This window comes from Ruegeria sp. CDSC052, assembly GCF_059610685.1.
The window spans coordinates 1-26,855 of the sequence record NZ_JBXWOB010000014.1; the positions used below are offsets into that span (position 1 = coordinate 1).

Sequence of the window (26,855 nt, forward strand, 5' to 3'; positions counted from 1 at the left end):
CAAAGGTATTCCTCTCGGCCATCGCTCTCGCTGCTACAGTCCTATTCTGGCTGTAAATCAATGAGTCTGGAGCCTAGTCGTACGTTCCCAACCAAGTTTTCTTTTGGCTCGACCACATTTACTTGCTTCGGAACTTAGTCGGTGTCATTCCGGTTTGACCTCGGAAAAAGCGAGTGAAATGGGACTTGTCGGAATAGCCGAGCATCAGACCAATCTCCGCAATTGTCATCTGGTCTTCTTTGAGGTGCTCTTTGGCGACATCGACACGCAGCCGTTTGATTTCACGGGGTAGCGTTGTGCCTTGTCGCTGAAGCGCTTTCAGAAACCGTTCCGGTTGTATTCCCAGCATTCCAGCCACCATCTCAGGTCCCAAATCGGTTTCATCTAGTTTGTCGCGTAAGACAGAGCGCAAAGCTGCCACCACGGTTACTTCTTCCTCTTGTTGAGGTGAAGCTATGGGCTTGGCAGAGCCCTCAGAGACATGGTGCAAAAACAACCATCCCACAGGAAAACTAATTTGCATTCCGGGATCAGTCCCAAGGCCAACCTCGATCCCTTTGTAGTCGATAGGCAGCCCATTGATGTATCTGCTTTCCCATCGCACACGCGAAGAATCCCAAGAATCTCCGACGACGGTCTGCAATAGGCGTACATAGATTGCGGCACCAAAACCGGTCACCTGAATGGGTGGGACAGTTGGTTCCTGTTGCCTCTCGATACGATAAGTCGCCTTGTCTGCTTCAATCACAAGGCTGTGCCGCACAGAATTGGACTCCTGCGGTACGAGCCCAACAAAGCGGGTAAAAAACTCGAATAACGTTTTCGTAGATTGCAAGGCTTGAGCGAAGGGCGGCCATCCTTGCAGGTCAAACGCCTCCCCTACATTCAGTCCTAGGTATCGATCTCCTGATACTTCTGAGAAGGCATTCACCAATCCGTAGACCAGCTCTGAGTGAACGAACACGGATGGGTCAGACAACAGTTCGGCTTTCAATCCGACCTGGTCCAATGCTGGTTGCGGATTGATCTTGCGTTCGGTGAGATATTGCAAAAACGGAGCGGCTAAGGAGAGGCGAATAAAGCCCTCGCTATGCTCTTGAGAGGCGGAGTTGAAAGGCAAGCTCGTCACCCTTGTGATGATTAGTATTTGTATTCAGTGGCCATTTTTACGAACACATTCGAACATGCCAATTCAAAAGGGGCAACCGAGGAAAAGTTTTCCGGACTACAGTTGGCAAAACATGAATATGAAGGGAGTACTTATGTCCGGTCTACGAATGTCGCTTTGCTCGACCGTAATTGTCGCTGCAGGTCTTTCTTTTTCAGCATCCGCGCAGGCTCAGGATCAAGAAGAACCCCAAACGTTGTTTACCAACGTGCATATCTTCGATGGCGTGAATGAACAGCGTATCGAGAATGCCAGCGTATTGGTCGAGGGCAACCTGATTAAGTCCGTATCGACCGATGCGATCGATGCCCCCAATGCTACAGTCATTGACGGAGAGGGGCGGACACTGACACCCGGGTTTATTGAACTACACGCACATCTCATGCTGATGGGGCCGACCTTGCCTGCGATGGAGGCCAACACGACCTGGGAGGACTTTGCCATACACGGTGCGCGGATGGCCGAGATGTATTTGATGCAGGGTTTCACCACTGTCCGGGATGCTGGTGGCGCTAATGGCGGACTACGTAGGGCGATTGACTCGGGGCAAATCGAGGGCCCTCGTTACTATCCATCTGGGGCGTTTATCGGAACACGCGGTGGTCACGCTGACTTCGCGAATTTCACAGCACCACCTGGTTCGGAGACAAACATGGGTCGGCTGAACATGGCTCAGGAGGTCAGTGGTGTCGATGACGTCTATAAATTCGCACGTAACAACTTTCGTATGGGCGCGACGCAATTGAAATTCATGCAATCCGGTGGTGTCGTGTCGGCATTCGACCCTTGGCAATTGCTGGCCGGGTCGCCCGAAGAAATCAGAGCCGCCGTGCAGGTCGCGAATGAATATGGCAGCTATGTCATGGCGCATTCCTATCGTAAGGAAGCTATCCTGAGTGCGCTCGACGCAGGTGTTATGTCAATCGAACATGGTTTTTCTTTTGACTGCGAAATTGCCGAAGTCATGAACGAGAAGGGTGCGTACATTACAACAAACCTAACGGCATTTGACCCCGGCCTTCTCGACATTCCGGCTGTGGCGAATGTTCCGGCGAGCCTTGCCAAGGCAAAGTCTGCCTCGGCCACATTTGCAGGCTATATCGACAATATGAAAGAATGCCCGGTGAAGCGGGGTTTCCAGACAGACTGTGTTGGTTCGGTAGAGGCGTGCAATATCCAGATTGCCTACGAAAAACACTTAAACAATGATTTTTTCGGCCCCTACACGTCAATGGTCACGTTGACATCGACGGGTGGCGAGGTAGTCGCTCTATCAGGAGACTTTATGAACCCTTATACCGCAGGAAAACTGGGTGTGATCGAGGAAGGCGCCTATGCAGACATCCTGCTGATCGATGGTAACCCCCTCGAAGACTTCTCGGTCGTTGGCACGGGTGATCAGTGGTTTGGTGCCGATCCGAGGCCGGAAAGCCCTGAAACGATCCGGCTTATCATGAAGGACGGTGTGATATACAAAAATACACTGAATTGACCCCAAAACTCGACTGGAGAGTATTCATGTTCCTTTGGTTTCGTTCCGTCTTGCTCGCGGGTTTGGTCTGTTACGGTCATTCCGCCATGGCAACGCCAGGAGCAGCGCTGGACTGGGCAGACCTCCCGGACCCATCTGTGCAGGTCTTTGAGGATCCCTATCGGGAGCTCAGCCCCGAACAGTTCGACGACGTCCTATTCGTTGTGCGGATGCGTGGCAGGCTGCAGCAAGACACTGGCAGCGCGGAAGAAAGACTGAATTGGCAGGAGCTTCTGACCGAGACCGAGGATGCCTTGGCGGGAGTTGGCGTTGATGTCGATTGGCTGCTCGATCAAAGAGAGCTTGTGAAAGAACGGCGAAGAAAGGCAGGAACAAACGGAAATCCGCAATTCGACGGTCAAACAATAACAATCGCGGGCTTTGCCATCCCGGGCCCGAGCGATCCAGACGGGCGATCTGTGGCGTATCTAGTGCCAGAACGAGGAATGTGTAGCCACATGCCCCCGCCCCAACCCAATCAAATGATTCGCGTGCGGTTGAATGGCGACTGGACGCCCAGCTATTTCCACGAACCCGTTCGGCTGACGGGCACGCTGACTATCGATCCCACTGTTCAGAATATGATGGTTGTGGACGGCCTCATGCCTATGAGTGCGACATTCCAGTTGGAGACGGAACGTGTCGAAACTCTGGAAACCGAAGCAGACAGGCTGGAATGGAAGCAGCGTGCCGCTGATCGTATCCGAGCGGCGGGCAATCGCAAGACCGGCGGGGCAAAAGCGTCTGAATGATAAGACTTCTCGTTGTCGTACTGAGTATTGTCTTTGCCGGCGCGGCGTCGGCTCAAGGTCTGTCCGGGCCCTCTTCGGTCGAAGCTGATCTTGAGCCCGGAGATGGACTGACCGATCCACAATATCGTTCCGATTTTCCGCGCAATACCGCACCGGGTTGGTTTCAGTGGAAAGACCGACTGGCGGAGAATGGGTTTCGGTTCAACGTTGATTACTTGGCATTGGGCCAAACCACGAACGCGGATCTGGGGGAGGGCGAAGCTGCCAGCGGAATTGCGCGGTTCTATGGCAGTTGGCAGGCGACTGAACAGGGGTCTTTGACATTCAAGATCGAAGACCGGCACAACTATACCGATGTTGCCCCACAGTTTCTTGGTCTGGATGGTGGAGCCCTTTCAATCACGGGAACAGCCTTCAACGATAATGGTTTGCTATTGACCAACCTGTTCTGGACCCAAAGGGCCGAGAACGGTTCGTGGACGCTGCAAGTCGGCCAGATTGATGTAACGGACTTTGTGGACATTTATGGGTTGGTAAGCCCATACAGTGGTTTCCAAAACCTGTCTTTCAATACCAACCCGACAATCAACGCACCCAACCAAGGCCTTGGCATTGCCGGTGGGGTAAAGCTAAGCGAGAACCTTTACGCCGTTGCGAGCGTCTCAGACGCAAACGCCGACCCGTCTGATCCGAACTTTGATGTGTTTAGCGACGGCAATCTCTTCAAATCACTCGAACTTGGTTACACCTCTGGCTTTGATCGCATTTACTTCGACAATATCCATCTGACCCTCTGGCATGCGGATGCGGCTGACGATGGTAGCCGTCCAGAAGATTACGGCGCCGCGTTCTCAGCAGCATGGTTTATTGACAATAAGTGGATGCCGTTCTTCCGGGCAGGGGCCTCAAAAGGGGCAGCAGCACTCTATGATCGGTCCGTTTCTGCGGGTATTGGCTACTACGGTCGCAATACCGATTTGGCCGGGTTGGGCCTGAACTGGGCCGAGGCAAGAGGCATAGATGGCGATCAGTTCACACTCGAAGCATTCTACCGTTTTTCAATCGCACCCGGACTGCAGATCACGCCATCACTGCAGTTCATTTCTGACCCGCTGCTGAATCCCGCCCAGGATAGCATTACGCTGTTCGGCCTAAGAACCCGGATCGTTTTCTAATGCGGGGTGAATGCAATAGGTAAGTGGCAGTGCCAAAGGGCGACTAAGGGAGATCAACAGGACTTTGCAAAGCCCGCTTTCTGCGCGTTGCCACCGTTAGCGCGGACTGCAGCACCCGGTAGCTTTGGGCTCGCTGCCGACTTCGGTGCCGTTGCAGCAAAGCCCCCTGCCCCAATAGTAGCTGATCACGAGGGCGGCCCATACCGGCCGTTGGCCAATGGGTAAATATGGTGCGGTCGCAGCCCGCATTGCCGACCTTCACCGCGAGCGCGAACCCTCGGCTCGCCGAACTCACACATCGCGGACAAAGCTGCCTATCGCGGCAGCGCAGCAAGTGCTCGCTGAGGGAGATCTGCCTGCAAAAAACCTCTGCATTCTGAAAAAAGTTGCATAAGTAGGTGTCATTTCTGTGAAAAGCAATGCGGACGTTTGACCGCCAAAAATCAGCCTGTGGTTACAGCGTTTTCTTGATTAGCGTCCCGTATCTAAGCATGATCCCGTTATGGCGGTTGAAATCGACAAATGGCTGAACGATCTCGAACTGGGTCAATACTCAGACGCTTTTGCACAGCATGATATCGACGCGCGCGTACTGCCACTACTGTCAAACGACGACCTTAAAGAGCTTGGGGTTAGTCTGGGCCATCGAAAAATCATCCTGGCAGCGGTTCAGGAATTGACTGGTCAAAAGCACTCGTCTCAATCGCCGCAGGCCGTAGACGTGGATGCAGACGAAGTCGGCCCGGTCCCCATTTCGGATGAATCGCAAGGCGTGACCTTATCCGCAAGGAAGCCTGCTTCATTAGCGATCGCAGAGAGGCGTCACTTAACAGTTTTGTTTGCTGATCTCGTCGCCTCGACTGAGTTGACTAACCGGTTTGATCCCGAAGACATGCGCGAACTGCTGCAGAGCTACCAGGATGCGGTTGCAGGTGCAGTTAGCAGGTATGGCGGCTACGTCTCGAAGTATTTGGGCGACGGTCTCCTGGTTTTTTTTGGCTGGCCTACAGCCTATGAAGATCATGCAGTTCGCGCTTTAAAGGCTGGTCTTGAGGCCGTTCGGCGGGTCAGAGATCTTCAAGCACCTGACGGTGAGCGTTTGTCAGCCAGGTTAGGTATCGCGAGTGGCGACGTGGTAGTTGGCGATACGATCGGTGAAAACACCTACGAAGAAGGAGCCATGACGGGGCCAATTGTCAATCTGGCAGCGCGGCTTCAGGAACACGCAGAACCGAACTCAGTTGTTTTATCTGCTGAGGAGACCGAAGAAACTTTGCATCGGCTATTTGAGTTTAGGTCTCTTGGACAAACCGAGCTGAAAGGTTTCAAAGAACCACGGACCCTTTTGACTGTCGTATCAGAACACAGCGCGGAAAGCCGGTTTCGAGCATCTTATAGGGACGAAAGTGGCAGCGTCATGATTGGTCGCGACTACGAAAAAGGTATCCTTTTACAATCATGGCTGCGTGCGCAGAACAGTCAGGGAGAGGTTGTTCTGCTTGCCGGTGAAGCAGGGATCGGTAAATCGCGATTGGCGGAAGAGTTTCTCGCTAATGCTGTAGCGACTAGCGAAGCTGATATTATCAGGCTGAACTGCTCTCCTTACCTTATCAGTAGCCCGTTCCACCCTGTCGCCCAGAGGATTTCTCAGGATGCTGGTGTGGGGACAGATTTTGATGACGACCAAATTCTCGACCTTGTCAAAAAAATGTTGGAAAGCCGAGAGGGCTTGGAATGGGAAAAGGTTCTGCCCGTCTTTGCCGCGCTGGTTGCGCCTCACAGTGCTCTTGCCCGAAGCGTTCTCGATATGTCACCGCAGGAGCAACGTGACCTCACGATTCAGACGTTAATCCACACGGTTCAGGTGCGCGCAAGCACGCGTCCTGTTATTCTTTGTGTTGAGGACGCGCATTGGATTGATCCTTCCACCCAAGCTCTTTTGGATCGCTTCAAAGCAATTTGCGCAGATCTGCCTTTGATGATTTTGATTACCCACAGGCCCGGCTGGGAACTTGCCCATGATGACGGGGAAGCGCACGTACATACGCTCCAGCTGCGTCGGTTTGATACGACCCATGTCTCGAACCTAGTTCGCCATGTTACCGGAAAAGCACCCGACGATGCTCTGATTGCCACAATCATTGAGAAGACGGACGGCGTGCCTTTGTTCGTCGAGGAACTGGCCCGGGCGATTGTTGAGGCGGGTGAACACGGGCAAGTCCACATACCCGCGTCTTTGAAGGGCACACTGATGGCACGTCTTGACGCGGTCTCGCCAGAGGCTAAACAAGTCGCGTTAACAGGAGCCGTCATTGGACGGGAGTTCGAGCCTAGCTTGCTGGCTTCCGCAATAGGTCTTGCGAGTGCGGAAATTCAATCTCGTATAGAAGAGCTGTCTCGAACGGGTTTGATCTTTGAAAGCGGGCACAATCGAGGGTATTTCGTTTTCCGTCATGCCCTTATTCGCGATACCGCCTATCAATCCATGCTTGGCTCAACCCGCAGACAACAACATGCAAACGTGGCCCGTGCTTTGATGCAGTTGCGGTCAGCTGAGATTGAACGTCGGCCCGAGTTGGTTGCCCGCCATCTTTCAGAGGCCGAAGAATGGCGTGCTGCGTTCGACAAATGGCAGACGGCAACTGATATGGCATTGGCGCGATCCGCCAGCCAAGAGGCGATGGTCAACGCCAGGGAAACACTCAAAGCGGCTGAAAATCTTGGATCTGATAACGGTGTCGAAACGATCAAAGCCAAAATCCTTATTGGTCGCAGCCATGACAGCCTGGGTCAGTTGCCGGAGGGGATAGCGGCCTTGAAAGATGCCTCGGACGCCGCCCGTGGAATACACGATGTGGCGCTCGCCGCTGATGCTGCGAACCATTTTGCGGACTCGTGTATGATGTCGAGTAAGAGACACGGCGAGGCCATTGAACTTTGTGATAGAGCTCTGAACGACCTCCCCGACGATGACGAAGTACGGCAGTGCAGATTGATGAGCCAACTTGCACGGGCACATATGTTTGTCGGCCAGTTTTCTGAAGGCGCTCGCTATGGTCAGCAATCAATGGAACTGGCCGCGAAACTAGGGGACTATAAATCCCAATTCTCGGTGATGATGATGCATTTTGGGGCGCCATTCGTCGCGCGCAAAGGAAGAGAGGTACGTCATTGGCGTGAAAATCTTGATGCGATGCATCGAGCGGCCGAAAACCTGGGGAGTATTGATCAGGGTCGGGACCGGACACTCAGTCTTTTTGTCGGGGCCGAAATGGCCGACCGCGACTTGATGGATCATTCACTCGAATTGCTGACGGAGATTTCGGAAAAGGACAATCATCTGCAACTCTACTGGGTGCAAAAGCACGCACGCGCCATGGTTGCAATTATGGATGGCGATTTTGAGCAAGCGGAGATGCATGCCAACGAAGCGGTGAAAATCGGTCGTCAGACACATGGAGAACATGTTGAGGGCGTATTCGGTGTTCAGATGTTTACCATCCGCCGCGAACAAAACCGGCTGCACGAAGTTGCACCGGTGATCAAGAAGCTGATGACAGATAGCCCGGAAGACATTTCCTGGAAACCAGGATTTGGCCTTATTGCCGCCGAGTTGGGATACAAGGAACCAGCTGAACGCATACTGAATGAAATGGCAGAGAATGGCTTCGATCTTCCGCTTGATGCTATGTTTTCAACTACTTTGTCTTATCTCGCTGACATTTGTGTCGCAGTCGAGCATCTGGGACATGCTGAGACCCTCTATGACATGCTGACCCCATACGAAGAGCTGACGATCACCGCTGGGGCAACAACAGTTTGCGCCGGGGCGGCAGCAAGACGTCTAGGCAATCTGGCAGCGGTGCTAAAAAACTGGGACGCCGCTGAGAGGATGTTCCATAAGGCCATCGAAATAGACACGCGCATGAAGTGCCCACCGTGGATTGCGCACAGCAAGGCCGCGTATGCATCCGCGCTAAGGCAACGGGGCCGAACGAATGATTTGAAACTAGCGTTTCAACTAGAAGGGGAAGCGTTGGCAATTTCACAGCAATTGAGTATGGTTTTCCTTAGGTCAAAGCTCGAGGGAGTAGCTGTTTAAAGTCATTTACATGCTTGGGGGAGCATTATGCCAAGGTACATAATTGAGAGAAATTTTGCCGAGCAGCTGAACGTCAGCGACGACGACAAAATTCACATCAAAGAGATCAATGACGAAGTCGGGGTCGAGTGGATTTTCTCGTTCCTCAGCGCAGACAAGCGCAAAACATACTGCCTGTATGAGGCCCCTGACGAGGAAAGCCTCAGAAAGGCGGCCGAGCGCCTTAACATCCCAGCCGATGTCATAACACCCGTGGATCAGATAGATCCCGGAATATTCACCTGAGTATTCGCAGTTCTAAAACCTAATCCGAGGCGATTTAACTGCGGGACAACGCATCGGAAGTCACAACTACATGAGGCAGCCGCGCAAGAAGCCTGATCTGAAAACAGGGAGGCCTATGCATGTACGACATAAAAACACTCGACGGAAACACGGCAACTGTGGATCAAGGCGCTTTGGATGCGCTTAATTCCTCGCTTCGCGGCGGCGTCTACTTACAGGGCACTCCGGAATATGAAGGCGCAAGAACAACATGGAACAGCATGTTCGAACGTCACCCTGGGTTCGTGATCCGCGCGATGGGGGCGAGCGACGTACAGAAAGCTGTAAACTTTGTTAGGGACGCCAGCCTCATAATGTCGGTCCGATCAGGTGGGCATCAAATTGCAGGGCACGCTGTTGCAGACGAGACCGTATTACTCGATCTTTCCCAGATGCAATCGGTACACGTAGACCCTGTCAACAAGACTGCTCGGGTTGCACCGGGTGCATTGCTTGGCGATGTAGATCGCGAAACCCAGGCTCATGGGCTTGCTGTCCCTGTCGGCATCAATTCGACAACTGGTATCGCTGGTCTGACCCTTGGCGGCGGCTTTGGGTGGACGACGCGGAAATTCGGAATGACGATCGACAATCTTCTGTCGGCAGAAGTTGTGACGGCAGATGGGACGATTGTCTGCGCCTCGCCCACAAGCCATCCGGAGCTTTTCTGGGCCATCCGCGGTGGAGGCGGCAATTTCGGCGTCGTGACCTCATTCGAGTTCCAGTTGCATGATCTTGGGCCCGATGTTCTGTCCGGCCTGATCGTTCACCCGATCGAAAAGGCGCCAGAGCTGCTTGCAGAATTCGCAGCCATTGCAGATGATTCACCCGATGAGCTGACCGTCTGGAGCGTGATGCGAAAAGCTCCTCCTCTCCCGTTCCTACCAGAAGAGTGGCATGGGAGAGAGGTGCTGATTTTTGCAGCTTGCTACAGTGGTCCTATAGACGATGGTGAAAAAGCCTTGTCGGGTTTGCGCGCGCTAGGAGAACCGATTGCCGATGTCATCTCACCTCACAAGTTTGTAGACTGGCAAGCAGCATTCGACCCTTTGCTTACACCGGGCGCTCGGAATTATTGGAAAAGCCATGATTTCGAAGCGCTTTCCTCGGAAGCAATCACAGGTCTTCTCGAGGCGGTTTCCAGCCTTCCCGACCCTGCTTGCGAAGTATTTATTGCGCATGTAGGTGGCGCAATGGCACGCATTGAACCCCACTCAACAGCTTATCCGCAACGATCAGCACACTTCATAATGAATGTTCACACACGTTGGGAAGACCCGAGCAAGGATGATGAGTGCATTGCGTGGGCGCGGGGACTTTATAATCAGATGCGGCCTCATGCGACCGGTAGCGCGTATGTAAACTTTATGCCCGAAGACGAAGCGGATCATATGGCTGGTGCATACGGCCTAAACAGCGGGAAGCTTTCGAAAATAAAGGGCAGCTATGATCCAAAGAACCTGTTCAGGATTAATCACAACATAGTGCCTGAGTAGGGCCATCCGATTTGGAAAGGCCGATCTATTCGGACGCTTAGAGCTTATGCTTGATATTTGACAACGAGTATTCTGTTACGCGTTAAGACCACCAAATATTTTTCGCGTCAAAAATGTCGACACTGTCTTTTCCACTGTCAGGCGAATTCCGTGTTCCGCTGCGACGGCAAGGATTTGTTGACCAATTAGCCGCTTTGGGCTCGATGCTAACGCCGGAGCTATCGTGGCATCTTTTCGACTGCCTGACCTCGCTCAGGTGTGAGCGGCCCAGAGCCGACCTTGGCCACTGTCTTGAAATACTGCATCCGCAGCCCGCATTGCTGCCGTTCGCCGCAACCGCAAAAGATGAGGTAGGTTGAACTCACGCAATGCGGACAAAGCGGTTGCTTATGCTTTCAATATGAACGACCGGTCTTGTACACTTCGCAACACCTACGAGAAATGGCATAGGGGTGAGCAGCCCTTTACTACGACAGCAAACCGTTCAGACCTGAGAGTCCCCATGTCTTTAGCTTCAAAATCGTATAATGTCCTGCAGTCATTACTGGATCGGAGCAAAAGGTCACTTCGTACGGTCTTGTGCTCTGATTCGTGTAAAATTTGATGGCCGAATGCCTTGCTGGCTTAGGTTTAGATGGCCGTAAACACAACCGATAAGGGCTTGATATGGTGGCAAAAGAATCAGGGCTTCCTTCAGAACACTTATTGAAGATGGTCGAAGCATTATCAAAGTCAGCAAGAAACACGTGGCTGGCAATACTTACTGGTTGTGCAATTGGCGCTATAGCACTTGCTTCCACAAGCGATGCAGAAATTCTCACCAATGCCGAGACTCTGAAACTTCCGTTTGTAGGCAGCACAGTTGCGCCACAGAACTTCTTTCTTTTTCTATCAATACTGATTGTTTTAGTTAGTGTTTACTTCTTCTCAGTTTTGTCGAGGCTGTGGTGGTTCTATTCAGAAATAACCAAAGGACATTCCAAGGGCGGAGTTGGAGACGTTGTTACACCATGGTTTGGGTCCTTGACCCTCGCAACGCACTCCTCAGACCCATACACGTTTGTGGTCAAGATCGTATTTGCAATTTCGATCTTTGGGGTGCCACTCGCCACAGTCGTCGCGCTCGGTGGTAGCTATGTCGATCCAACCATTTTCACAACGCTGATACACTCCCTAATAATTTCTATTATGGTGGCGTCCTCTTTTCTTACCGCACTACATATTTCTGGAAAAACCTCGGGAAAGTTGAGAGGATTACTTACCGGATGCGCTTTTTTAATAGTATTGATTGGTGCAGTTGCAATATCATTTTTGAGCTATAGTCGAGCTGGCCATATCAATACTTTTATGAATCAGATTTTAGAACTCAATAGGTATGACTTTTCCGGAATTTCTGATCAAGTCCCTGATTACTCAATACATCGCGAGGAATACTCTCGAGAATACTGCGGCGAGCAGGCCCTTCCAAACGAATGCGATGTCCATATTTTCGAGCAAATAGGTAGCTTCGTCCCGGCATTCCGTAAAGAAAGAAGAACGTTATTTGCCAACCTTCATCCCAAAGAATTTCCTCGAATTCTATTGCAAGGCGCGCGCCTTTCAGAATCGAATATGCTTGGTTCCTTTATGGCCTTTTCAAGACTCGAAGATTCGATCTTAGTTTCTGCTAGTCTTCAGGGCGCAAATTTCTTTGGATCCAAAATCTATTCGGTTGACTTTGCAGGCGCAGATATTCGAATGGCAGATTTTGCAACGTCTGAGATTGTAGATTCCGACTTTTCAGAACTCGAAAATGCAGAGGGCGTTATTTTTATGGGAGCAAAATTGAGAAACGTATCGTTTGAGGAATCTAGGCTGTGGGGCGCCGATTTTCGGTTTGCTTATGCCAAGAACGTGGATTTCACGCTTGCCAATTTGCGTGGTGCTATCCTTAGCTATAGTTTCATCGCTGGAAGCGAGGCCGAGAAAGTTCAATTTGGCGGTGCAACACTGTTCCACCTCAAAAACACCGGCGGGGCATTTCGAAACGTTGACTTCTCAGAAGCAGTCCTTGGAGATGACGCGGATTTTCGAGACACTTTTGGAGATGGTTCAGTTTTGATGCCCTTGCAATTTGCGAGGCCATGCCAATGGGCTGAGCCCGACGTGGTTCTTGATGACGCTGAATTCTTCGGACGCTGGAAGGGTTGGATCCGCGCCCGTCCCTTTCCCGGCCCAACATTTGAGGAATTGGCTCCAGAACAATACAAGGACGTGGTTGCCATCGACCCGCCCGAGGGTTGCATTTGGTCCTGAGGTACATCTCAGTTTCGGTGTTTAGACTTATGTCACGGCGTTGATTGGGAGAAACATCTCCGCCTTTGACTTGAAGCAAGAACCGCTTTCGCGTCAGTTAATGTCCGGCTTATGACGCCTTGTGATTGTTCGTTCGCTCTGCAGAATTTGTGACTTTGGGCTCTCCCGGCACCTTCGCCGCGAGATCCATGAACGACCGTTTCGCGATGGAGCGCCTTTCGCGGCGCGGCGCACGAACTGGCAAGACGCGGGACAAATCTGCCATTCGGCCTCGCGGTCTGAACGGCAGGTTTTTTCCAAGCAAGTTTGATTAGCTCATAGCGTTATGCATAGTCAGGCGCGTCCAACGTTTCACCGTTCATGTTCCCTTCGACGGCAGCGACGTAGGCCTTTGCAGTGTCTGCCGCCGATAAGCCCGTGCTTGAATCCATGCCCATCATCTCCATCGTTTCCTTGACGAAGACCGGGCTGACGGTGTTCACCCGTAGTTCGCGATCAAGTTCGAGTGCTGCTGCCTTGGCAAAGGATTCCAGCGCCCCATTGGCGATGCTGATCACCACCGAGCCCTGCATCGGATCTCGTGACAGTATGCCGGCAGTGAGCGTGAACGATCCAGCATCGCTGATATGTCTCTGTCCAACGCGGACAAGGTTGATCTGGCCCATCAGCTTGTGGGGTCGATTCAGGCTGAGTGCAAAATAGGGCGGTAAGGAGATTTCTGAAAAGGTTGGTACGTAACCGACCCTTCACCGCGCCAAGCCCGAACTGGAAAGACGCGGACAAAACGGACATCCGACGCACAAGGCCGAATGTCCGCTTAATCCAATCAATCTCAGTTGATATCCTGAACATCCATGACCAGGTTTTCCCAGTTCCGCTGGTTTTCCATGTCGTGCTCTAGGCCCTGCTCGTCTGCGATCGTGAAGCGTTTAACGGCTGATGTTTTGCTCGTTGCCTGGTAGAGCCAATAGGCCTCGGCCTTCAGGGCCTCATCGATAGGCTTGTCGATCGACTCGTAGACCATCTGCTTGCAGGCATTGATGGACTCTGCCGGGAACTTGGAAATCCGCTGCGCCAAGGTGTTTACATAGTCGTCGATCGCATCAGCATCCAACGCTTTATTGATCGTGCCCATTGCCTCGGCTTCATCGGCGTCAAAGTCTCGGGCACTCAGGATGATTTCCAGCGCGCGGCCCAGACCGGTCTGACGGGCCATGCGGGACGCACCGCCGCCGCAGGGCAGGATACCCATGCCGACTTCCATCTGCATGAACTTGAATTTGCCACGCGCCGCAAAGCGCATGTCCAGCGCCAGGGCCAACTCGTGGCCACCACCGCGTGCGAAGCCTTCCAGCTTCGCGATCGTGGCCTGAGGCACCTTGCTGATGCGTTCGCAGACCGCTTGCAAATCGAGCAGCTGGGCTTCATCGCGGGAGACAGCTTCGGTCGACATGTCCTTGAGCAGCTCGGTGTCGTAGTGGCAGACCCAAACCTCGGGGTTCGCGGATTGGAAGATGACCACCTTGGTATCGCGGTCCCGCTCCAGCCGCATGGCAAGGCTGTTGAGGTCGGCCAGCATTTCCTGGCCTTGCACATTCACTGTTCCAAAATCGAATGCCACCGTTGCGATGGCGTCTTGGACCTTCACGTCAAAGGTTTGAAAATTCTCGTATTTCATCAGTCAGTCCTTTCTTGGGTCCGGACAACGCATGTCGCCGGAGGGTTGCAGTTTCAGGTGGTGTAAAAGACGCCCGACGTCAGACGGGCGTCAGTGGGATCAGCTGAGAGATTTCAAAGCATCTTCGATGCCTTGCATCACCTGCGCCGAATGAGTTGCGTCCAGTGCAGCCGCATGTGGCTGCGCGAACTGGCCGCTGTCATTGTCAAAATACTTGCCCGAAACATCCGCGAACGACGACCCGAGCACCGCTTCACGCAGGATGTTCGCGCCGATGGACAGATCGTTGCCCGCGATGCCGTAGCCTTCCTTGACCATCTTCGAAGCCAACAACGATCCGGGATTGACGGCGACGACGACGGGTCCGTCGGTCAACTCCTTCGCCAATTCGCGGGTCCAGATCGTAATGCCGAGCTTGCTTTGCGCGTAGGCGTCATTGTGGCCAAGCTGTTTTTCCCCGCGCATGGCAGCCAAATCAATCGGCGCTTGCGCGGCAGAGGATAGATTCACGATCCGCCCGTCTTTCGGAATGATCGGCAGAAGCGCGCGGGTCAGCGCATAGGGCGCCAAGGTGTTGACCATGAACCGCACATCATGGCCGGCCTCGGTCTGGGTCTCCGCGACTTTCAGCACGCCCGCGTTATTGATCAGCACATCAAGGCGGTCGTGTTTCTCGCGCACCTCTGCCGCGAAGGTTTGGATATCGGCCATACGCGACAGGTCAGCGGCATAGGTTTCGACGTCGCCGCCGACCTCGTTGACGGCGGCTTCCAGTTTGGCTGCACCGCGTCCATGAAGCAGAATTTTGTGCCCCTCTTTTGCGAGGGTCTGCGCCGTCAAAAGACCGATGCCGTCTGTTGATCCGGTGATAAGAATTGTCTTGGTCATGATTGTCTCTCTCCGTTTGCTCGTGTTTCGTGGGTCCGATGATGGGATCAGGCAAAACGCACTAGGGTGCGGCTCTCAATGCTTTTGCGGATGGTCATGACGTTTGGGTCTTCGACCATGTCCAACGCGGAGTGCCCGATGGAGGGCCGTCCCTGATTGTCGAAGATGTTGAAGTAGGCGACCTCATCCGGGGTCATCTTCGACATGTAGATCCACTGATGATTCGGGTTTGCCGCCAACCCCATGATCTGTCCTTTGCGGTCGGGATAGATCAGATCAAGCAGGATCCAGTCTTCCGGGGCGACGCTCGACGGCAGGATAAACCCGAGCGGGGCTGAGTTGATCGCCGCCTCGATCGGTCGCCAGATGTTAATGAAGGCGTAGTGCCCCGCGCTCCATTTTGCCGCTGTATCAGCACCAAGAATGTCGATCAGTCGCTGTTCTGCGCCGTCAGGGCTGTAGTCGCTGTGGACGTTTCGCGCGGGCTTGCGCGCGGCGTCAGGGTCATCCACCCGGATCGTGTGATCAAAGATGATCACCTCCTGCGCGTCCAGCTTGGTCGTCAGAAGCGACGTCAGCTCTGCGTCGTACTCCGCTTGCCAGGCATCATCGTCTTGCGCGAACGAGACCGCTGTTGGGACGAAAGAAAACGCGACAGCGTCATCCTCGAATGATGGGTCTGTGGCTGACCTGCGCGCGTCGCGCACTTTCACTTCGGTTGGGGCGAGTTCTGGCGCGATCAGATTGCCAACGATGCCACCGGCATCAAGCTCGAACGCCTGACGCTCCGGTTTGTGGACGTGATAATTCACTGTCGCTGTCTGAGTCATTCCGCTCTCCGCTCTGTCTTGAGCTTTGACCTATACCGCTGCGCAGATATATAAACGGTAGATAATCGAATTCAGTTTTCTGGAAAAATATACAATATGGATACGCAAAGCCTCCGCCTCTTCGTCCTTGCTACTGAAACGCTGAACATCAGCGCGGCGGGCCGAACGCTAGGGATGGCACCGGCGGTGGCCAGCGCGCGGCTCGCAAAGCTTGAAAAACTGCTGGGCGCCGAATTGTTGCATCGATCCACTCGGAAAGTCTCGGTGTCCCTAGAGGGGCAGGACTTCTTGCCGTACGCCCGAGAGATGATCGAACAGGAAGAAGCGGCCCTCGCCGCATTCGGCAAAGGCAAGGCCGAGGTGAGCGGGACATTGCGCTTTGCCGCTCCAAGCACCTTTGCCCAGCTCTATATCGCGCCCCTGTTGCCCGCTTTTATGGATGCCTATCCAGACCTGACGCTCGATTTGCATTTATCAGATACCCAGTTCAACCTGATTGAGGGCAGCTATGATCTGGCCCTCCGCAATTCTATTCTGGAGGACAGCAGTCTGACGGCGCGCAAACTGGCAAACGACACACGTATTCTTTGTGCAGCACCAGACTATCTGGAAACACATGGGGTGCCCGGCACACCGGATGACCTCGCGGCGCATCGTCTGGTCGCCTTCAAGGATCTGGAGCCGCGCGCCTTGGTGTCAGATGACGGAGCCAAAGCAACATTCGACCTCCACAAAGCCTCCCACAGGCTGATCGTGAACGACGGGCTGACACAAGTGCGTGTCACGCTCAAGGGTGCCGGCATTTCGATTAACTCCCTCTGGGCGGTCCACAGCGAGCTGAATGATGGGTCCCTTGTGCAGGTGCTGCCCGGGTACACACTGGCGGACAATCCGGCGCTTTGGCTGATCTACCCCAAAAGCAACGTAGTCTCCGCAAAGGTCCGCGTCTTCATGGACTATCTGATCCAACAGATCGGACGGTCAGCGGCTTGGGCCGGGTCCTAGGCGCCACACCTCTATTATGTAGAGAAAACGAATTCTGTTATCAAAAATATGTCCATTTATACGCAATCTAAGGGTAATATCTGATGTCTCGGAAGCAACAGGCTTGACCATCAGAAAGTTGAGACAGGACATGACACAATCTGCATTAGAGCGCGCACGCGCCGTGGAACGCCCCACACGCGAAGCAATGCTGCAACGCGCCCCGCAAGTCGCGCAATTCTGGAATGACAACCAGGAGCTGTTCAAACACGCATGGAAGGAATGGGAGCAGGCCAATCAAACCGCCTTGGATGCATCTGTTCATGACGACCGTCTCCGCGCAGCGGTCGACGGGGCCTGGAAAGACCCGGCAACCGAAGGCGAAGTGAAAAAACTATGGGAAGAGGTCTTCCCCGGTGTCTACAAAACCCAGTTCTTTGACCCCGAACGGCTGTTCGTTTTGCGCAGCTATCTGGACAGTGTCGCCGATGCAGGCATTCCGCTGCGCCCGCCCTATGGCATTTCCCTCAACCGGGGCGGTGCAATGCTTGACCCGCGCTCGGAAGGGCATCTTGGGGCCTCAGCCTTCCAGACGTTCTACCGCGACCTGATGAACACCTATATGCGGCCCATCTCACGGCTCTTGTTCCCGGATGTGATGGGATACGACACGCAGACCTTCGGGTTTTCCATCCAGTGGCAAGCAGATAACGACACGTCGCTCCGGCCTCACTCAGACGCATCATCGGTCACGCTGAATATCAATCTAAATCTACCGGACGAGACCTATTCTGGCTCCGCTGTCAGCTTCATTGATCCCGCGTCGCGACGGGTCGAAAAACTGCACTTTGAGCCCGGCACGGCCTTGATCCACCACGGCAGCGTCCCCCATGCGTCTGAACCGATCACCGAAGGTCAACGCTCCAATTTCGTGCTGTGGCTCTACGGTCAAAACGGCCAGATCCCGCATCCTAGTGCGTTCGCGCCCACAATCGATCCGCGCGCGCGCTGGACGGTCCCGGCCGATCCATCGGACGGGTTTGCGCCCTTCTGATCCGCGGACCTCGACAGGTTGGTTGGGTGATAGACGTCGCCCAGCCAACATAGCGGAGGCTCGTTGGCCGCTTTTTCAGATAATCTCGAAGCAGCCATTGGTGCAGGTTGCAGCATTCGTTGTTTTGGGCTCAGAGCGGACCTCGGAGGCAGCGCGGCATCATCCTCAGTTGAGCCGCAGATATAGGATAAGTCTGTCCGGGGAAGGGGGAACTGCGCTCAAACTCCGATTTGCGCAACAAAGCCCATCTACCTGATCAAAAAGGCGGCGAGCAGCGAAAGTCCAATCCGAATATTCAGTCTGCGGTGACGATACCCTGGCGAAAGTCGTCAAAGATGGCGTTCACCACGATATGGATTTTTGGGCGAGCTATCTTGTCTGGATGGAGACCGCCGTTGGTTACGAAGCAACCAACGGCAGATATCTAAAGCAGGCGGGTCGCCATACCACCGTCAACGGCGACCGGAGAACCCGTCACGAAGCTTGCCCGGTCTGACAGAAGGAACAATGCAGATTGGGCAATCTCCTTTGGCTCCGCCATGCGTTTCAGGGGATGCAAGTTGGCAATAAAGTCGTGCGTCGCAGGATCATCGCCGGCCATGTCGGTTTTAGTACCACCCGGCAAAATAGTGTTGATACGGACCCTCTTGGCCGCATGATCAGATGCCAAAGACTGTACGAGCCCAATCAGTCCAGCCTTTGATGCGGCATAAGCCCCCATGCCGGGCATTCCCCCATTGCTGACACCAACAAAAGTTCCGGTGAATACAATAGACCCGCCACCGCGTTCCTCTATTGCCGGAATCTGCGCTTTGGCCGCAAAAAATGCACTGTTGAGGTTTGTAGCAAGAACCGACTGCCAGTTGCCGGACTCCATTTCGGGAATTGGACCCATCTCGCCCATAATGCCCGCATTGTTAAATGCGCCATCAAGGCCGCCAAACTGCCGTTTCGCCAGATCAACAAGATCCCTGGAATATGTTTCGTCCGTCACGTCGCCCGCAAGGTAAACGGCGCGCCCGTTGCTTTGGGTAATCTGCCCGACGAGTGTGTTTAGCTGAGCTTCCCGGCGGGCACCTAACACAACATTCGCCCCTTCCGAGGCAAACAGAAGCGCTGCTGCAGCACCGATTCCGCTGCTCGCGCCGGTAATGATGATGGTTTTGTCTTTAAGTTCCATGGTCATGCCTTTTTGAAATTACATGCCAATCACCTAAGGAATGATGCGAGTGAATCGCGACCCGGTTCTTGCGGGTGTTGAGCTACTTGAGGTGAAAGCGCAAGAAACGGATCAATTGGTTGACCTCAAACGGGAGCCGCCGTTCGTTCGCGGTAGCGAAATCACTTTATTGGGATCAGTACCAACGCTGTTGCAAGTGCAATATCTAGCGATTGAGCCTACGAGAACGGCCCATACCAGACATTGATCGTGTCAGACTACGCCGCAGTGCAGCTTCACCGAACCGGCCATTCGCTGCGCCCACGAGATTGTAGCGTGACCCGACTTCGGGAGTGCGGACTGAGTGTGAGTTCGCTGCGATTGCTCCAATGTCGGATATCAAAAAAGTTCTGCCACCTGTCGTCAGACGCTCAGGTAGTAAAGTCCTATTTACCTGCTTTCCAACACTCATGCTCTCCCTTTCACCTGGAGAGGATTGATTCAAGCCACGCACAGCGACAAAATCGGCCAGGGAGGTGAAAAGTGTTGAAAGGGAAGGCCAATCCATAAGACCACTTGGCTGTGCGATGGCGGTCTGACGTCTTCAGGAATCAAAGCCAATTCCCAGCCGATCAAGACACCTTAGGTAAAACGACCGATTTCCGGTCTGATCTTCCCAGGCCAGATCTCGTTGCGCGCGGCGGATTGCAAGGCTTCTCAGCGGCTCGGGGGGAAAGGGCACCGGGCGGCGGCGTATCATGCTCAGCGTTGTGCGTTCGGTTTGTTTGCCCTCCAGCATGTCCAGCATCGCAAGGGCCGCGAACCGCGAGGCGGTAACCCCTTGCCCGGTGAACCCCATCGCATAGGCCAACTGGCCATCAAGGGCGGTGTTGACAAAGAACGTTGTGCGGGCCGAGGTGTCGATGATCCCGCCCCAGGCATGCGAAAACTGCACGCCGTCCAGTGCCGGGAGAGCCGCCCGGAAAGTACCGGCAAGCCGGTTGAACGTTTCTGGCCGATCCTGCAGGGCGACATCGCGGTCGCTACCATAATGATAGATAGCGTCGTACCCGCCCCAAAGGATACGGTTGTCTGCGGTTTTACGGGAATAGTGAAACTGATTGCCGCTGTCAGCGACCCCGTGCCGCCCCTCCCAGCCAATGGCGGCCAGTTGATCGGCATTTAACGGCTCAGTCACAAGCGCGTAGTCAAACACCGGGATAATCGCGGCGCGCAGGCGTTTCAGCAACGGCACGGCGGCGTTTGTGGCCAGAATTATCTGTCGCGCGGAAATGCGCGCCTTATCGGTTGCCAGCCGGATAGACGCACCCTGTTTGGGAAGCGCTGTTACCGGTGAATGCTCATATAGTTCGACACCCTTGTCGATGCAATTTTCCCGCAAGCCTGCAACCAGTTTACCGGGATTGATCAGAGCATAATTGGGCTCAAACAGGCCAGTATCATATACGGGGCTGTTCAACTTGTCGTGCAGATCAGCGCCTTGCAAAATCTGCGTGTCATACCCGAACCGCGCAAAAACCTCCTGCGTGGCCTTCAGGCCCTGCACCTGCCATGGGGTGGCCGCGACATTAAGCTTTCCCGCGCGCTCAAACTCGGCGTCTATGCCGAAATCTGTGATATCTTGCTGAAACCCATCAAGGTTCTCGTGGCCTAGCCGGACAAGGGTTTCGGCTTCCTTCGGCCAGCGGGCAACGGCATTGGCCGCCCCATGTGAAATGCTTGGGGCGCAGAAACCACCATTGCGCCCGCTGGCGGCATTCCCGCATCTGTCGGCCTCCAGAACAACGATGTTTTTGTCCGGCCAGCGTTCGCGGGCCTTCAGCGCGCTCCACAGGCCGGTGAATCCCCCGCCGACGATCGCCAGATCACAGGTCAGATCATCCTCAAGGGATGGGTTGTCAGCCCCTGGCACATAAGAACTGGTCCAGAACGGTGTTTTGGTTAACTGATCGGGATCGCAAAAATTTTGCACCTGACAGGCTTTCTAAAAGTACTGCATGAACGGATCAGACATGTTTGCGCCCGCCTGTTTCCAGAAACCAATCGTCGGGATAAGGGTACCACCACTCATGGCGCACCGGTTTGTGATCAAGAACAACCATTTTTGAGCGCCGGAATGCATCCAACCCCTGCCGGCCCAACTCGCGCCCAAGGCCCGAGCTTTTCCACCCCCCGAACGGCAACGCATCATTGTCGATCATCGGGTTGTTGATCCAGACCATGCCCGCCTCCAACCGCTCTGACGCTTCATGTGCTTCGGCGAGGTCGGTGGTGAAAATCGAAGCGCCCAGCCCGAAGGGGCTGTTATTGGCCTGTTCCAGCGCCGCGTTAAAATCAGGCACGCGGACAATGGCAACAACCGGCCCGAAAATCTCTTGCTTTAGCAGATCCATATCCGGGCGACATCCGGTCAGAATTGTTGGTTCATAGTACCAGCCGTTGTCCAGCCCCGGTGGCACCCGCCCGCCGCATTCGACCTTTGCACCCTTGTTCACGGCATCAGCCACCAAACGCTCTACCTTGTCGCGTGCCGCCTTGCTGACCAATGGGCCTATTTCGGATTTTTCAAGCCCGTTGCCAATGCGCAGACGGCTCGTTTCCGCAACGAAAGCTCTTACAAACGCATCATGGACGGCATCCGTCACAAACAGACGCTCGGTCGAGGTGCAGACCTGACCGGACAGGTGGAATGCCCCGGTAACCGCGCCGGCGGCGGCAATGTCTAGCGGCGCATGATCTGTAACGATCATCGGGTCAGAACCGCCAGCCTCGATCACTGCCGGTTTCATCCGCGCGCCTGCGGCACCAGACACGGCCCGCCCCGCCGCCACCGAGCCGGTAAAGGCGATGGCGTGGGTCTTGTCGCTTTCCACCAGTGCCTGTCCAACCTGCGCCCCGCCGGGCAGACAGGCCACAAGGTCCGGTGGCATATCGTCAAACACCTGCATGAATTCCAGCGTTGAAAGTGTGGCCGCTTCGGCCGGTTTGATGACACAGCCATTGCCCGCCGCCAATGAGGCCGCAACCGTCCAGCACATCAGCAGGATCGGGAAATTAAACGGCATGATATGGGCCGAAACGCCGTAAGGTTCATACCGCGCATATTGCAGCGATCCGGCTTGTGTGGTGCCGGCCAGCTTACCGGCCTCATCCCGTGCCATTTCTGCGAAATACCTGAAGACGGGTGCACAGTTTGCGACCTCACCAATCGCCTCGGGGTAAGGCTTGCCCATCTCCCGGCTCATCAGAATGGCGCATTGCGTCATGTCGGTGGCCTCGATCCTGCTGGCCAGCGCGTGCAACTTCTGCGCTCGGGATTTGGCATCCACTTTTGCCCACAGTTTTTGTGCTGCATTGACCCGGGCAAGAGTGGCTTCCAGCTCCTCACCGGATACCTGGGCGCGTATACCAACCTGATCCTGAGTGGCCGGGTCGATCACTGGCACACCCGGCATTTGGCTGAGTTCGTAGGTTGGCGATAGATAATATCGCGCTGTCGTTTCACCAGGCATTCTGCGCTCCCTTCAGCGGATCATGTAGACCTTCTTGACCGTCTCGTGTACCGTGCACACCCCTTTCCAGTCCTGCGGGAAAAACGCAGCCGTATCGGGCATGATCTCGATGACATCGCCGCTTTCATGCACATAGGTACATCGCCCTTCCAGAAAGTGGCAAAATTCATCCTTCGTGACATGGCAGTCCCATTTGCCCGGCGTGCAGATCCACAAGCCGCACTCGCTTTGCCCGTCCGGCCCCTTGTGCAACAGTTTACCGGACGTGTGCGATGTGCCCTCGATCATGGTCGGAATCTCGCCCCAGTCCACCGTGTCAGTGATTTCAAGCGGCTTGTGCATCACGGGTGTTTTCATCGGCGTGTCCCCTTCAGGCTAGCATGTAGATGTTGCGGGTGGTATCGTGGATCGTGGCCTCTCCGGTCCAGCCAGCAGGGAACAGCACGCAGGTGCCCGCACTGACCTCGATCACTTCACCGCTGTCTGACACATAGGTGGCTCTTCCGGCGACGAAGTGGCAGAACTCGTCGCGCGGCACAGACAACCGCCAGCACCCCGGCGAACACAACCAGACGCCGGTTTCCGGTGAATTGTCCGGTCCTTTGTGCAAAAGCCGCCCGGTGGAATGTGACTGACCTTCGACCATATCGGGCTGTGGCCCCCAATCCAGCAGGTCATCATAGTTGGTCGCCTGATGGATATGGGGGGCCGTAGAAGACAGGTTGGTCATGCGGATGACCCTGCCAGATCAACCAGTATCCTGGCGGCTTTTTCCTGTCCGTTTTGCGATTGCATATGGGCCGAGGTTTGCTGCAACCGGTCGGCCATCGCCTTATCCGTCAGGCAGGCTTCGATCTTCGCGATTAATTCCTCGTCGGTCCATTCATAGCGATCCGAGCGGAACCCATGCCCGGTTTCCTGCACCCGCATCGCATTGTCGTGCCCGTCCCAGACATAGGACATGATAATCGCCGGTTTGCCGAAATAGAGGCATTCGGTAAACGAGTTGTTGCCGCCATGGTGAATAACCGCATCAACCTGCGGGATCACCGAAGGCTGCGGATACCAGCCCTCGATGATGACGTTGTCGGGGATGTCTGAATACTCTTCCTTGTAGTCGCCGACATTGACCAACGCACGGTAGCGCGAGTTGGCGACAAGATCGATCAGACGCTTGAGCAGATCAGTGTCACCCGCCCCCAGAGACCCAAACGAGATATAAAGCAACGGCCCGTCATTGTTCTTTTTGAAAGTCGGCACCTCATAAGGTTCGTCCTGACGCACACAGCCTTCAAGATACTGGAACTGTGCGGGATTAAGCGGCGCGGACCGGGTGTATTTCACTTGCTCGGGGTAGAGCAGCAGGTTCATGTAGGGCGACGCTTCAAAGAATTGGCCAATCGGGTAGGCGTCTTCGCCCGTCGTTTCCAAAAAGGCGTTAAAATCGCCATGGATCGGCTTGATCACCTCGTTGAACCGGGCCCGGAACGCGGCGTGACCTGCTATATCGTCTTCGGCCATACCCGACAGATGCGGTGGAATGCTGTCATCGTCGATCTCGTTTTCCGAGCATGAGATGATGCGTACCCACGGCACGCCATACTGCTTGATCGCGGGGAACAGGATGACGTTATCAACTGAAATCACATCCGGCTTGATCTTGGCAAGAATTCCCGGCAGATCCTTTTCCGCCCATTTGGCGCTGTCGACAATCGCCTCCCAGCATTCCTTGACGTAGTTATCAATCTGGTCGATCGGCGCCTTGCGGAAATTCGGGATATGACCGTTGATAAAGTCTTCCCAAAACTTGGCCATCTGTTCAGGTGGCATCGGCTCGGACAGGTTGACCGGATGCGCTTCAAACCCATAGCCTTCGTACACCTCGATAAAACCAGGGTCGGACAGAAACACGGCCTTGTGGCCCATACGTTCCACCGCCTGGGCAATACCAACCGAGTTCAGCGCCGGGCCAAAAGCCGCTTCGGGGAAAAATGCAAAGGTTTTCTGTGTCATTGTAGTCTCCTTTGTTGTTTCAAGCCGCAAAAATGCGGGTATCCTTGGCCGACCAGCCGACGGTGACGTCATCATCAATCGACAGGGGGCGTATTTCAGCCGCATCAGCGGTCAGGCGTACCAAAACCGGTTGCGGGGATGTGGGTGTTTCCAGATGCAGGTGCAGATCAAGCCCATGATAGGCCATCGCCCGCACGGTGCCTGAAAGGCTGTTGTCATTGCCCTCGCCGCCCAAGTGAAGCCGCTCTGGCCGGATTGCCGCGACAACATCCGCCCCGTCGCTTAGGCCATCGGGAAGCTCAGCCTTGAACATCTGGCCGTTGGCGGCAAGAACTTTGCCGCCCGATACCTTTGCAGGCAGGAAATTCATGACACCGATAAAATCCGCAGCATAGCGATTGGCAGGATGCTCGTAGATTTCCCTTGGGTTGCCGCATTGCAGTAGCTGACCATCTTTCAGAATGGCAATGCGATCGGCCATGACCAGCGCTTCTTCCTGATCGTGGGTCACGACAATGAAGGTGATGCCAAACTCATCCTGGATGCGCTTCAACTCTAGCTGCATTTCGCCGCGCAGCTTCTTGTCCAGAGCGCCAAGCGGTTCATCCAGTAGCAACAGGCGGGGTCTCTTGACCAGCGCGCGGGCAAGTGCGACGCGTTGTTTCTGGCCACCTGACAACTGATCGGGTTTGCGGCCAGCAAGATGCGATAGCTGGATGATGTCCAGCATATCGGCCACCCGCGATTTGATCTCCGAGCGGGGCAGTTTTTCCATTTCAAGCCCGTAGGCGATGTTCTGTGCAACACTCATATGTGGGAACAGTGCATAGGACTGGAACATCAGGTTCACGGGCCGATGGTTCGGCTGCACATGCGAAATGTCGTGACCATCAAGATGCACGGTGCCCGCGCTTGGCATCTCGAACCCGGCGAGGATGCGCAGCAGGGTGGTTTTGCCACTACCCGAGGCACCCAGAAGCGCGAAGAACTCATTTTCCGCGATATCCAGCGACAGGCCGGCTACCGCCTGAACAGCGCCAAAGCATTTCTCGACATTGCGAAGTGACAAAAGAGGGGTGGTCATTGTCCCGGCAAACCTCCGCGGTTCAGACGTTGCGACAGCGCCAGTGCAACCACCGACAGCGTCATGACGAGGGTGGCCAGCGCATTGATCTCAGGCGTGACACCAAACCGGATCATGGCAAATATCTGCATGGGCAGGGTGATGGAATCGCGTCCCGCACCGGCGGTGAAAAAGGCGATGATGAATTCGTCCACCGATAGGGTAAAAGCCAGAAGCGCCCCCGCAATGACTGCGGGCATCATGACCGGTAGCACGATCCGCCATAATGTGACCGGGGTGGATGCGCCAAGGTCGGTGGAGGCCTCAACAATCGACCAGTCGAAGGTTTTCAGGCGTGCGCGCACCACCGAACACACAAAGGCCAGGTTGAACACCACGTGGCTGGCAATGATCGTGTGCAGGCCCATTGTGACATTCAGCATGGAAAAGAAGCTCAGAAGCGCGATGGCCAGAACAATGTCCGGGATGATCATCGGGGCAAAGATGATGGTTTCCAGAAAGCGCCCCTTGCGCCGACGGATTTCCACGCCGATTGCCAACAGGGTGCCCAGAACCGTTGCCATCAGCGTTGACACTACGGCTACGATTAGGGTGTTCAGGGCCGCGCCAAGGATCTGATCGTTGGCCAGAAGTGCGCCATACCACTTGACCGAGAACCCGGTCCAGGCCGTGGGCAACCCGCCTTCGTTGAAGGACAGGGCGAACAACACCGAAATCGGCACGTAAAGAAACGCAAACACGGCCGCAATGATCATGTACATCAGGCGAAGGTTGCTTTTCCCGGCCATC

At 54.6% G+C, this 26,855-nt stretch carries 22 protein-coding genes; 9 read left to right on the forward strand and 13 right to left on the reverse strand.

The genetic code is table 11. The features are described from left to right. Window positions 1-118 precede the first annotated feature (118 nt). Window positions 119-1,120: an AraC family transcriptional regulator gene (locus AC2FIM_RS17300; RefSeq protein ID WP_271951637.1), complete on the reverse strand. Its 1,002-nt coding sequence runs from the start codon at window positions 1,118-1,120 to the stop codon at window positions 119-121. Here AC2FIM_RS17300 and AC2FIM_RS17305 point away from each other — a divergent pair. From AC2FIM_RS17305 to AC2FIM_RS17335, 7 genes are all read left to right on the forward strand, one after another. Then, window positions 1,110-2,660, forward strand: a complete 1,551-nt coding sequence (locus AC2FIM_RS17305; protein ID WP_496708282.1) for an amidohydrolase family protein — start codon at window positions 1,110-1,112, stop codon at window positions 2,658-2,660. The two genes, AC2FIM_RS17300 and AC2FIM_RS17305, sit on opposite strands and share 11 nt — an antisense overlap. Window positions 2,661-2,746: 86 nt before the next feature. After that, window positions 2,747-3,451, forward strand: coding sequence for a DUF3299 domain-containing protein (locus AC2FIM_RS17310; protein WP_246097354.1), 705 nt, complete (start codon window positions 2,747-2,749; stop codon window positions 3,449-3,451). After that, entirely contained in the window at window positions 3,448-4,626 is a 1,179-nt protein-coding gene (locus AC2FIM_RS17315; protein ID WP_142640335.1) for a carbohydrate porin, read from the forward strand. Before AC2FIM_RS17310 ends, AC2FIM_RS17315 begins: the two co-directional genes overlap by 4 nt. Window positions 4,627-5,128: 502 nt before the next feature. Beyond that, a complete protein-coding gene (locus AC2FIM_RS17320) occupies window positions 5,129-8,728 on the forward strand; it encodes an adenylate/guanylate cyclase domain-containing protein (RefSeq protein WP_496708283.1) in 3,600 nt (1,199 codons plus the stop codon). A gap of 27 nt (window positions 8,729-8,755) precedes the next feature. Then, entirely contained in the window at window positions 8,756-9,013 is a 258-nt protein-coding gene (locus AC2FIM_RS17325; RefSeq protein ID WP_142640326.1) for a DUF4242 domain-containing protein, read from the forward strand. 119 nt (window positions 9,014-9,132) lie between these two features. Further along, complete coding sequence (locus AC2FIM_RS17330; protein WP_496708284.1) at window positions 9,133-10,548, forward strand: FAD-binding oxidoreductase; 1,416 nt, start codon at window positions 9,133-9,135, stop codon at window positions 10,546-10,548. 669 nt (window positions 10,549-11,217) lie between these two features. Next, window positions 11,218-12,843, forward strand: coding sequence for a pentapeptide repeat-containing protein (locus AC2FIM_RS17335; protein WP_496678820.1), 1,626 nt, complete (start codon window positions 11,218-11,220; stop codon window positions 12,841-12,843). 323 nt (window positions 12,844-13,166) lie between these two features. Here the strand turns inward: AC2FIM_RS17335 and AC2FIM_RS17340 are convergent, their stop codons facing one another. The 4 genes from AC2FIM_RS17340 to AC2FIM_RS17355 all read right to left on the reverse strand — a co-directional run bounded on the left by AC2FIM_RS17340 (window position 13,167) and on the right by AC2FIM_RS17355 (window position 16,239). Then, window positions 13,167-13,508: an SDR family oxidoreductase gene (locus AC2FIM_RS17340; RefSeq protein ID WP_496708285.1), complete on the reverse strand. Its 342-nt coding sequence runs from the start codon at window positions 13,506-13,508 to the stop codon at window positions 13,167-13,169. A gap of 167 nt (window positions 13,509-13,675) precedes the next feature. Beyond that, window positions 13,676-14,521 carry an enoyl-CoA hydratase/isomerase family protein gene (locus AC2FIM_RS17345; protein ID WP_496678823.1) on the reverse strand — a complete coding sequence of 282 codons (846 nt, stop codon included), beginning with the start codon at window positions 14,519-14,521 and terminating at the stop codon, window positions 13,676-13,678. A gap of 99 nt (window positions 14,522-14,620) precedes the next feature. Beyond that, complete coding sequence (locus AC2FIM_RS17350) at window positions 14,621-15,409, reverse strand: SDR family NAD(P)-dependent oxidoreductase (RefSeq protein WP_496678825.1); 789 nt, start codon at window positions 15,407-15,409, stop codon at window positions 14,621-14,623. Window positions 15,410-15,456: 47 nt separating this feature from the next. Further along, complete coding sequence (locus tag AC2FIM_RS17355; RefSeq protein ID WP_271951650.1) at window positions 15,457-16,239, reverse strand: CmcJ/NvfI family oxidoreductase; 783 nt, start codon at window positions 16,237-16,239, stop codon at window positions 15,457-15,459. Between the two features lie 96 nt (window positions 16,240-16,335). Here AC2FIM_RS17355 and AC2FIM_RS17360 point away from each other — a divergent pair, with 96 nt between their 5' ends. Beyond that, window positions 16,336-17,244 carry a LysR family transcriptional regulator gene (locus AC2FIM_RS17360; RefSeq protein ID WP_271951652.1) on the forward strand — a complete coding sequence of 303 codons (909 nt, stop codon included), beginning with the start codon at window positions 16,336-16,338 and terminating at the stop codon, window positions 17,242-17,244. Between the two features lie 130 nt (window positions 17,245-17,374). Next, complete coding sequence (locus tag AC2FIM_RS17365) at window positions 17,375-18,277, forward strand: 2OG-Fe(II) oxygenase (protein WP_271951654.1); 903 nt, start codon at window positions 17,375-17,377, stop codon at window positions 18,275-18,277. A 424-nt stretch (window positions 18,278-18,701) separates the two neighbouring features. Here the strand turns inward: AC2FIM_RS17365 and AC2FIM_RS17370 are convergent, their stop codons facing one another. The 8 genes from AC2FIM_RS17370 to AC2FIM_RS17405 all read right to left on the reverse strand — a co-directional run bounded on the left by AC2FIM_RS17370 (window position 18,702) and on the right by AC2FIM_RS17405 (window position 26,854). Next, a complete protein-coding gene (locus AC2FIM_RS17370) occupies window positions 18,702-19,457 on the reverse strand; it encodes an SDR family oxidoreductase (RefSeq protein ID WP_496708286.1) in 756 nt (251 codons plus the stop codon). A gap of 583 nt (window positions 19,458-20,040) precedes the next feature. After that, window positions 20,041-21,429 carry an NAD(P)/FAD-dependent oxidoreductase gene (locus tag AC2FIM_RS17375; protein ID WP_281973938.1) on the reverse strand — a complete coding sequence of 463 codons (1,389 nt, stop codon included), beginning with the start codon at window positions 21,427-21,429 and terminating at the stop codon, window positions 20,041-20,043. Window positions 21,430-21,463: 34 nt separating this feature from the next. Continuing rightward, window positions 21,464-22,969, reverse strand: coding sequence for an aldehyde dehydrogenase family protein (locus AC2FIM_RS17380; protein ID WP_281973939.1), 1,506 nt, complete (start codon window positions 22,967-22,969; stop codon window positions 21,464-21,466). A 12-nt stretch (window positions 22,970-22,981) separates the two neighbouring features. Beyond that, window positions 22,982-23,326 carry a cupin domain-containing protein gene (locus AC2FIM_RS17385; protein WP_281973940.1) on the reverse strand — a complete coding sequence of 115 codons (345 nt, stop codon included), beginning with the start codon at window positions 23,324-23,326 and terminating at the stop codon, window positions 22,982-22,984. A gap of 13 nt (window positions 23,327-23,339) precedes the next feature. Beyond that, window positions 23,340-23,699 carry a cupin domain-containing protein gene (locus tag AC2FIM_RS17390; protein ID WP_281973941.1) on the reverse strand — a complete coding sequence of 120 codons (360 nt, stop codon included), beginning with the start codon at window positions 23,697-23,699 and terminating at the stop codon, window positions 23,340-23,342. Beyond that, a complete protein-coding gene (locus tag AC2FIM_RS17395; protein WP_496708287.1) occupies window positions 23,696-24,982 on the reverse strand; it encodes a nucleotide disphospho-sugar-binding domain-containing protein in 1,287 nt (428 codons plus the stop codon). Before AC2FIM_RS17395 ends, AC2FIM_RS17390 begins: the two co-directional genes overlap by 4 nt. A 19-nt stretch (window positions 24,983-25,001) precedes the next feature. Then, window positions 25,002-26,066 (reverse strand): ABC transporter ATP-binding protein, encoded by a 1,065-nt coding sequence (locus AC2FIM_RS17400; protein WP_281973943.1) that lies wholly within the window; start codon window positions 26,064-26,066, stop codon window positions 25,002-25,004. Then, window positions 26,063-26,854, reverse strand: coding sequence for an ABC transporter permease (locus tag AC2FIM_RS17405; protein ID WP_281973944.1), 792 nt, complete (start codon window positions 26,852-26,854; stop codon window positions 26,063-26,065). Before AC2FIM_RS17405 ends, AC2FIM_RS17400 begins: the two co-directional genes overlap by 4 nt. Window position 26,855 lies beyond the last annotated feature (1 nt).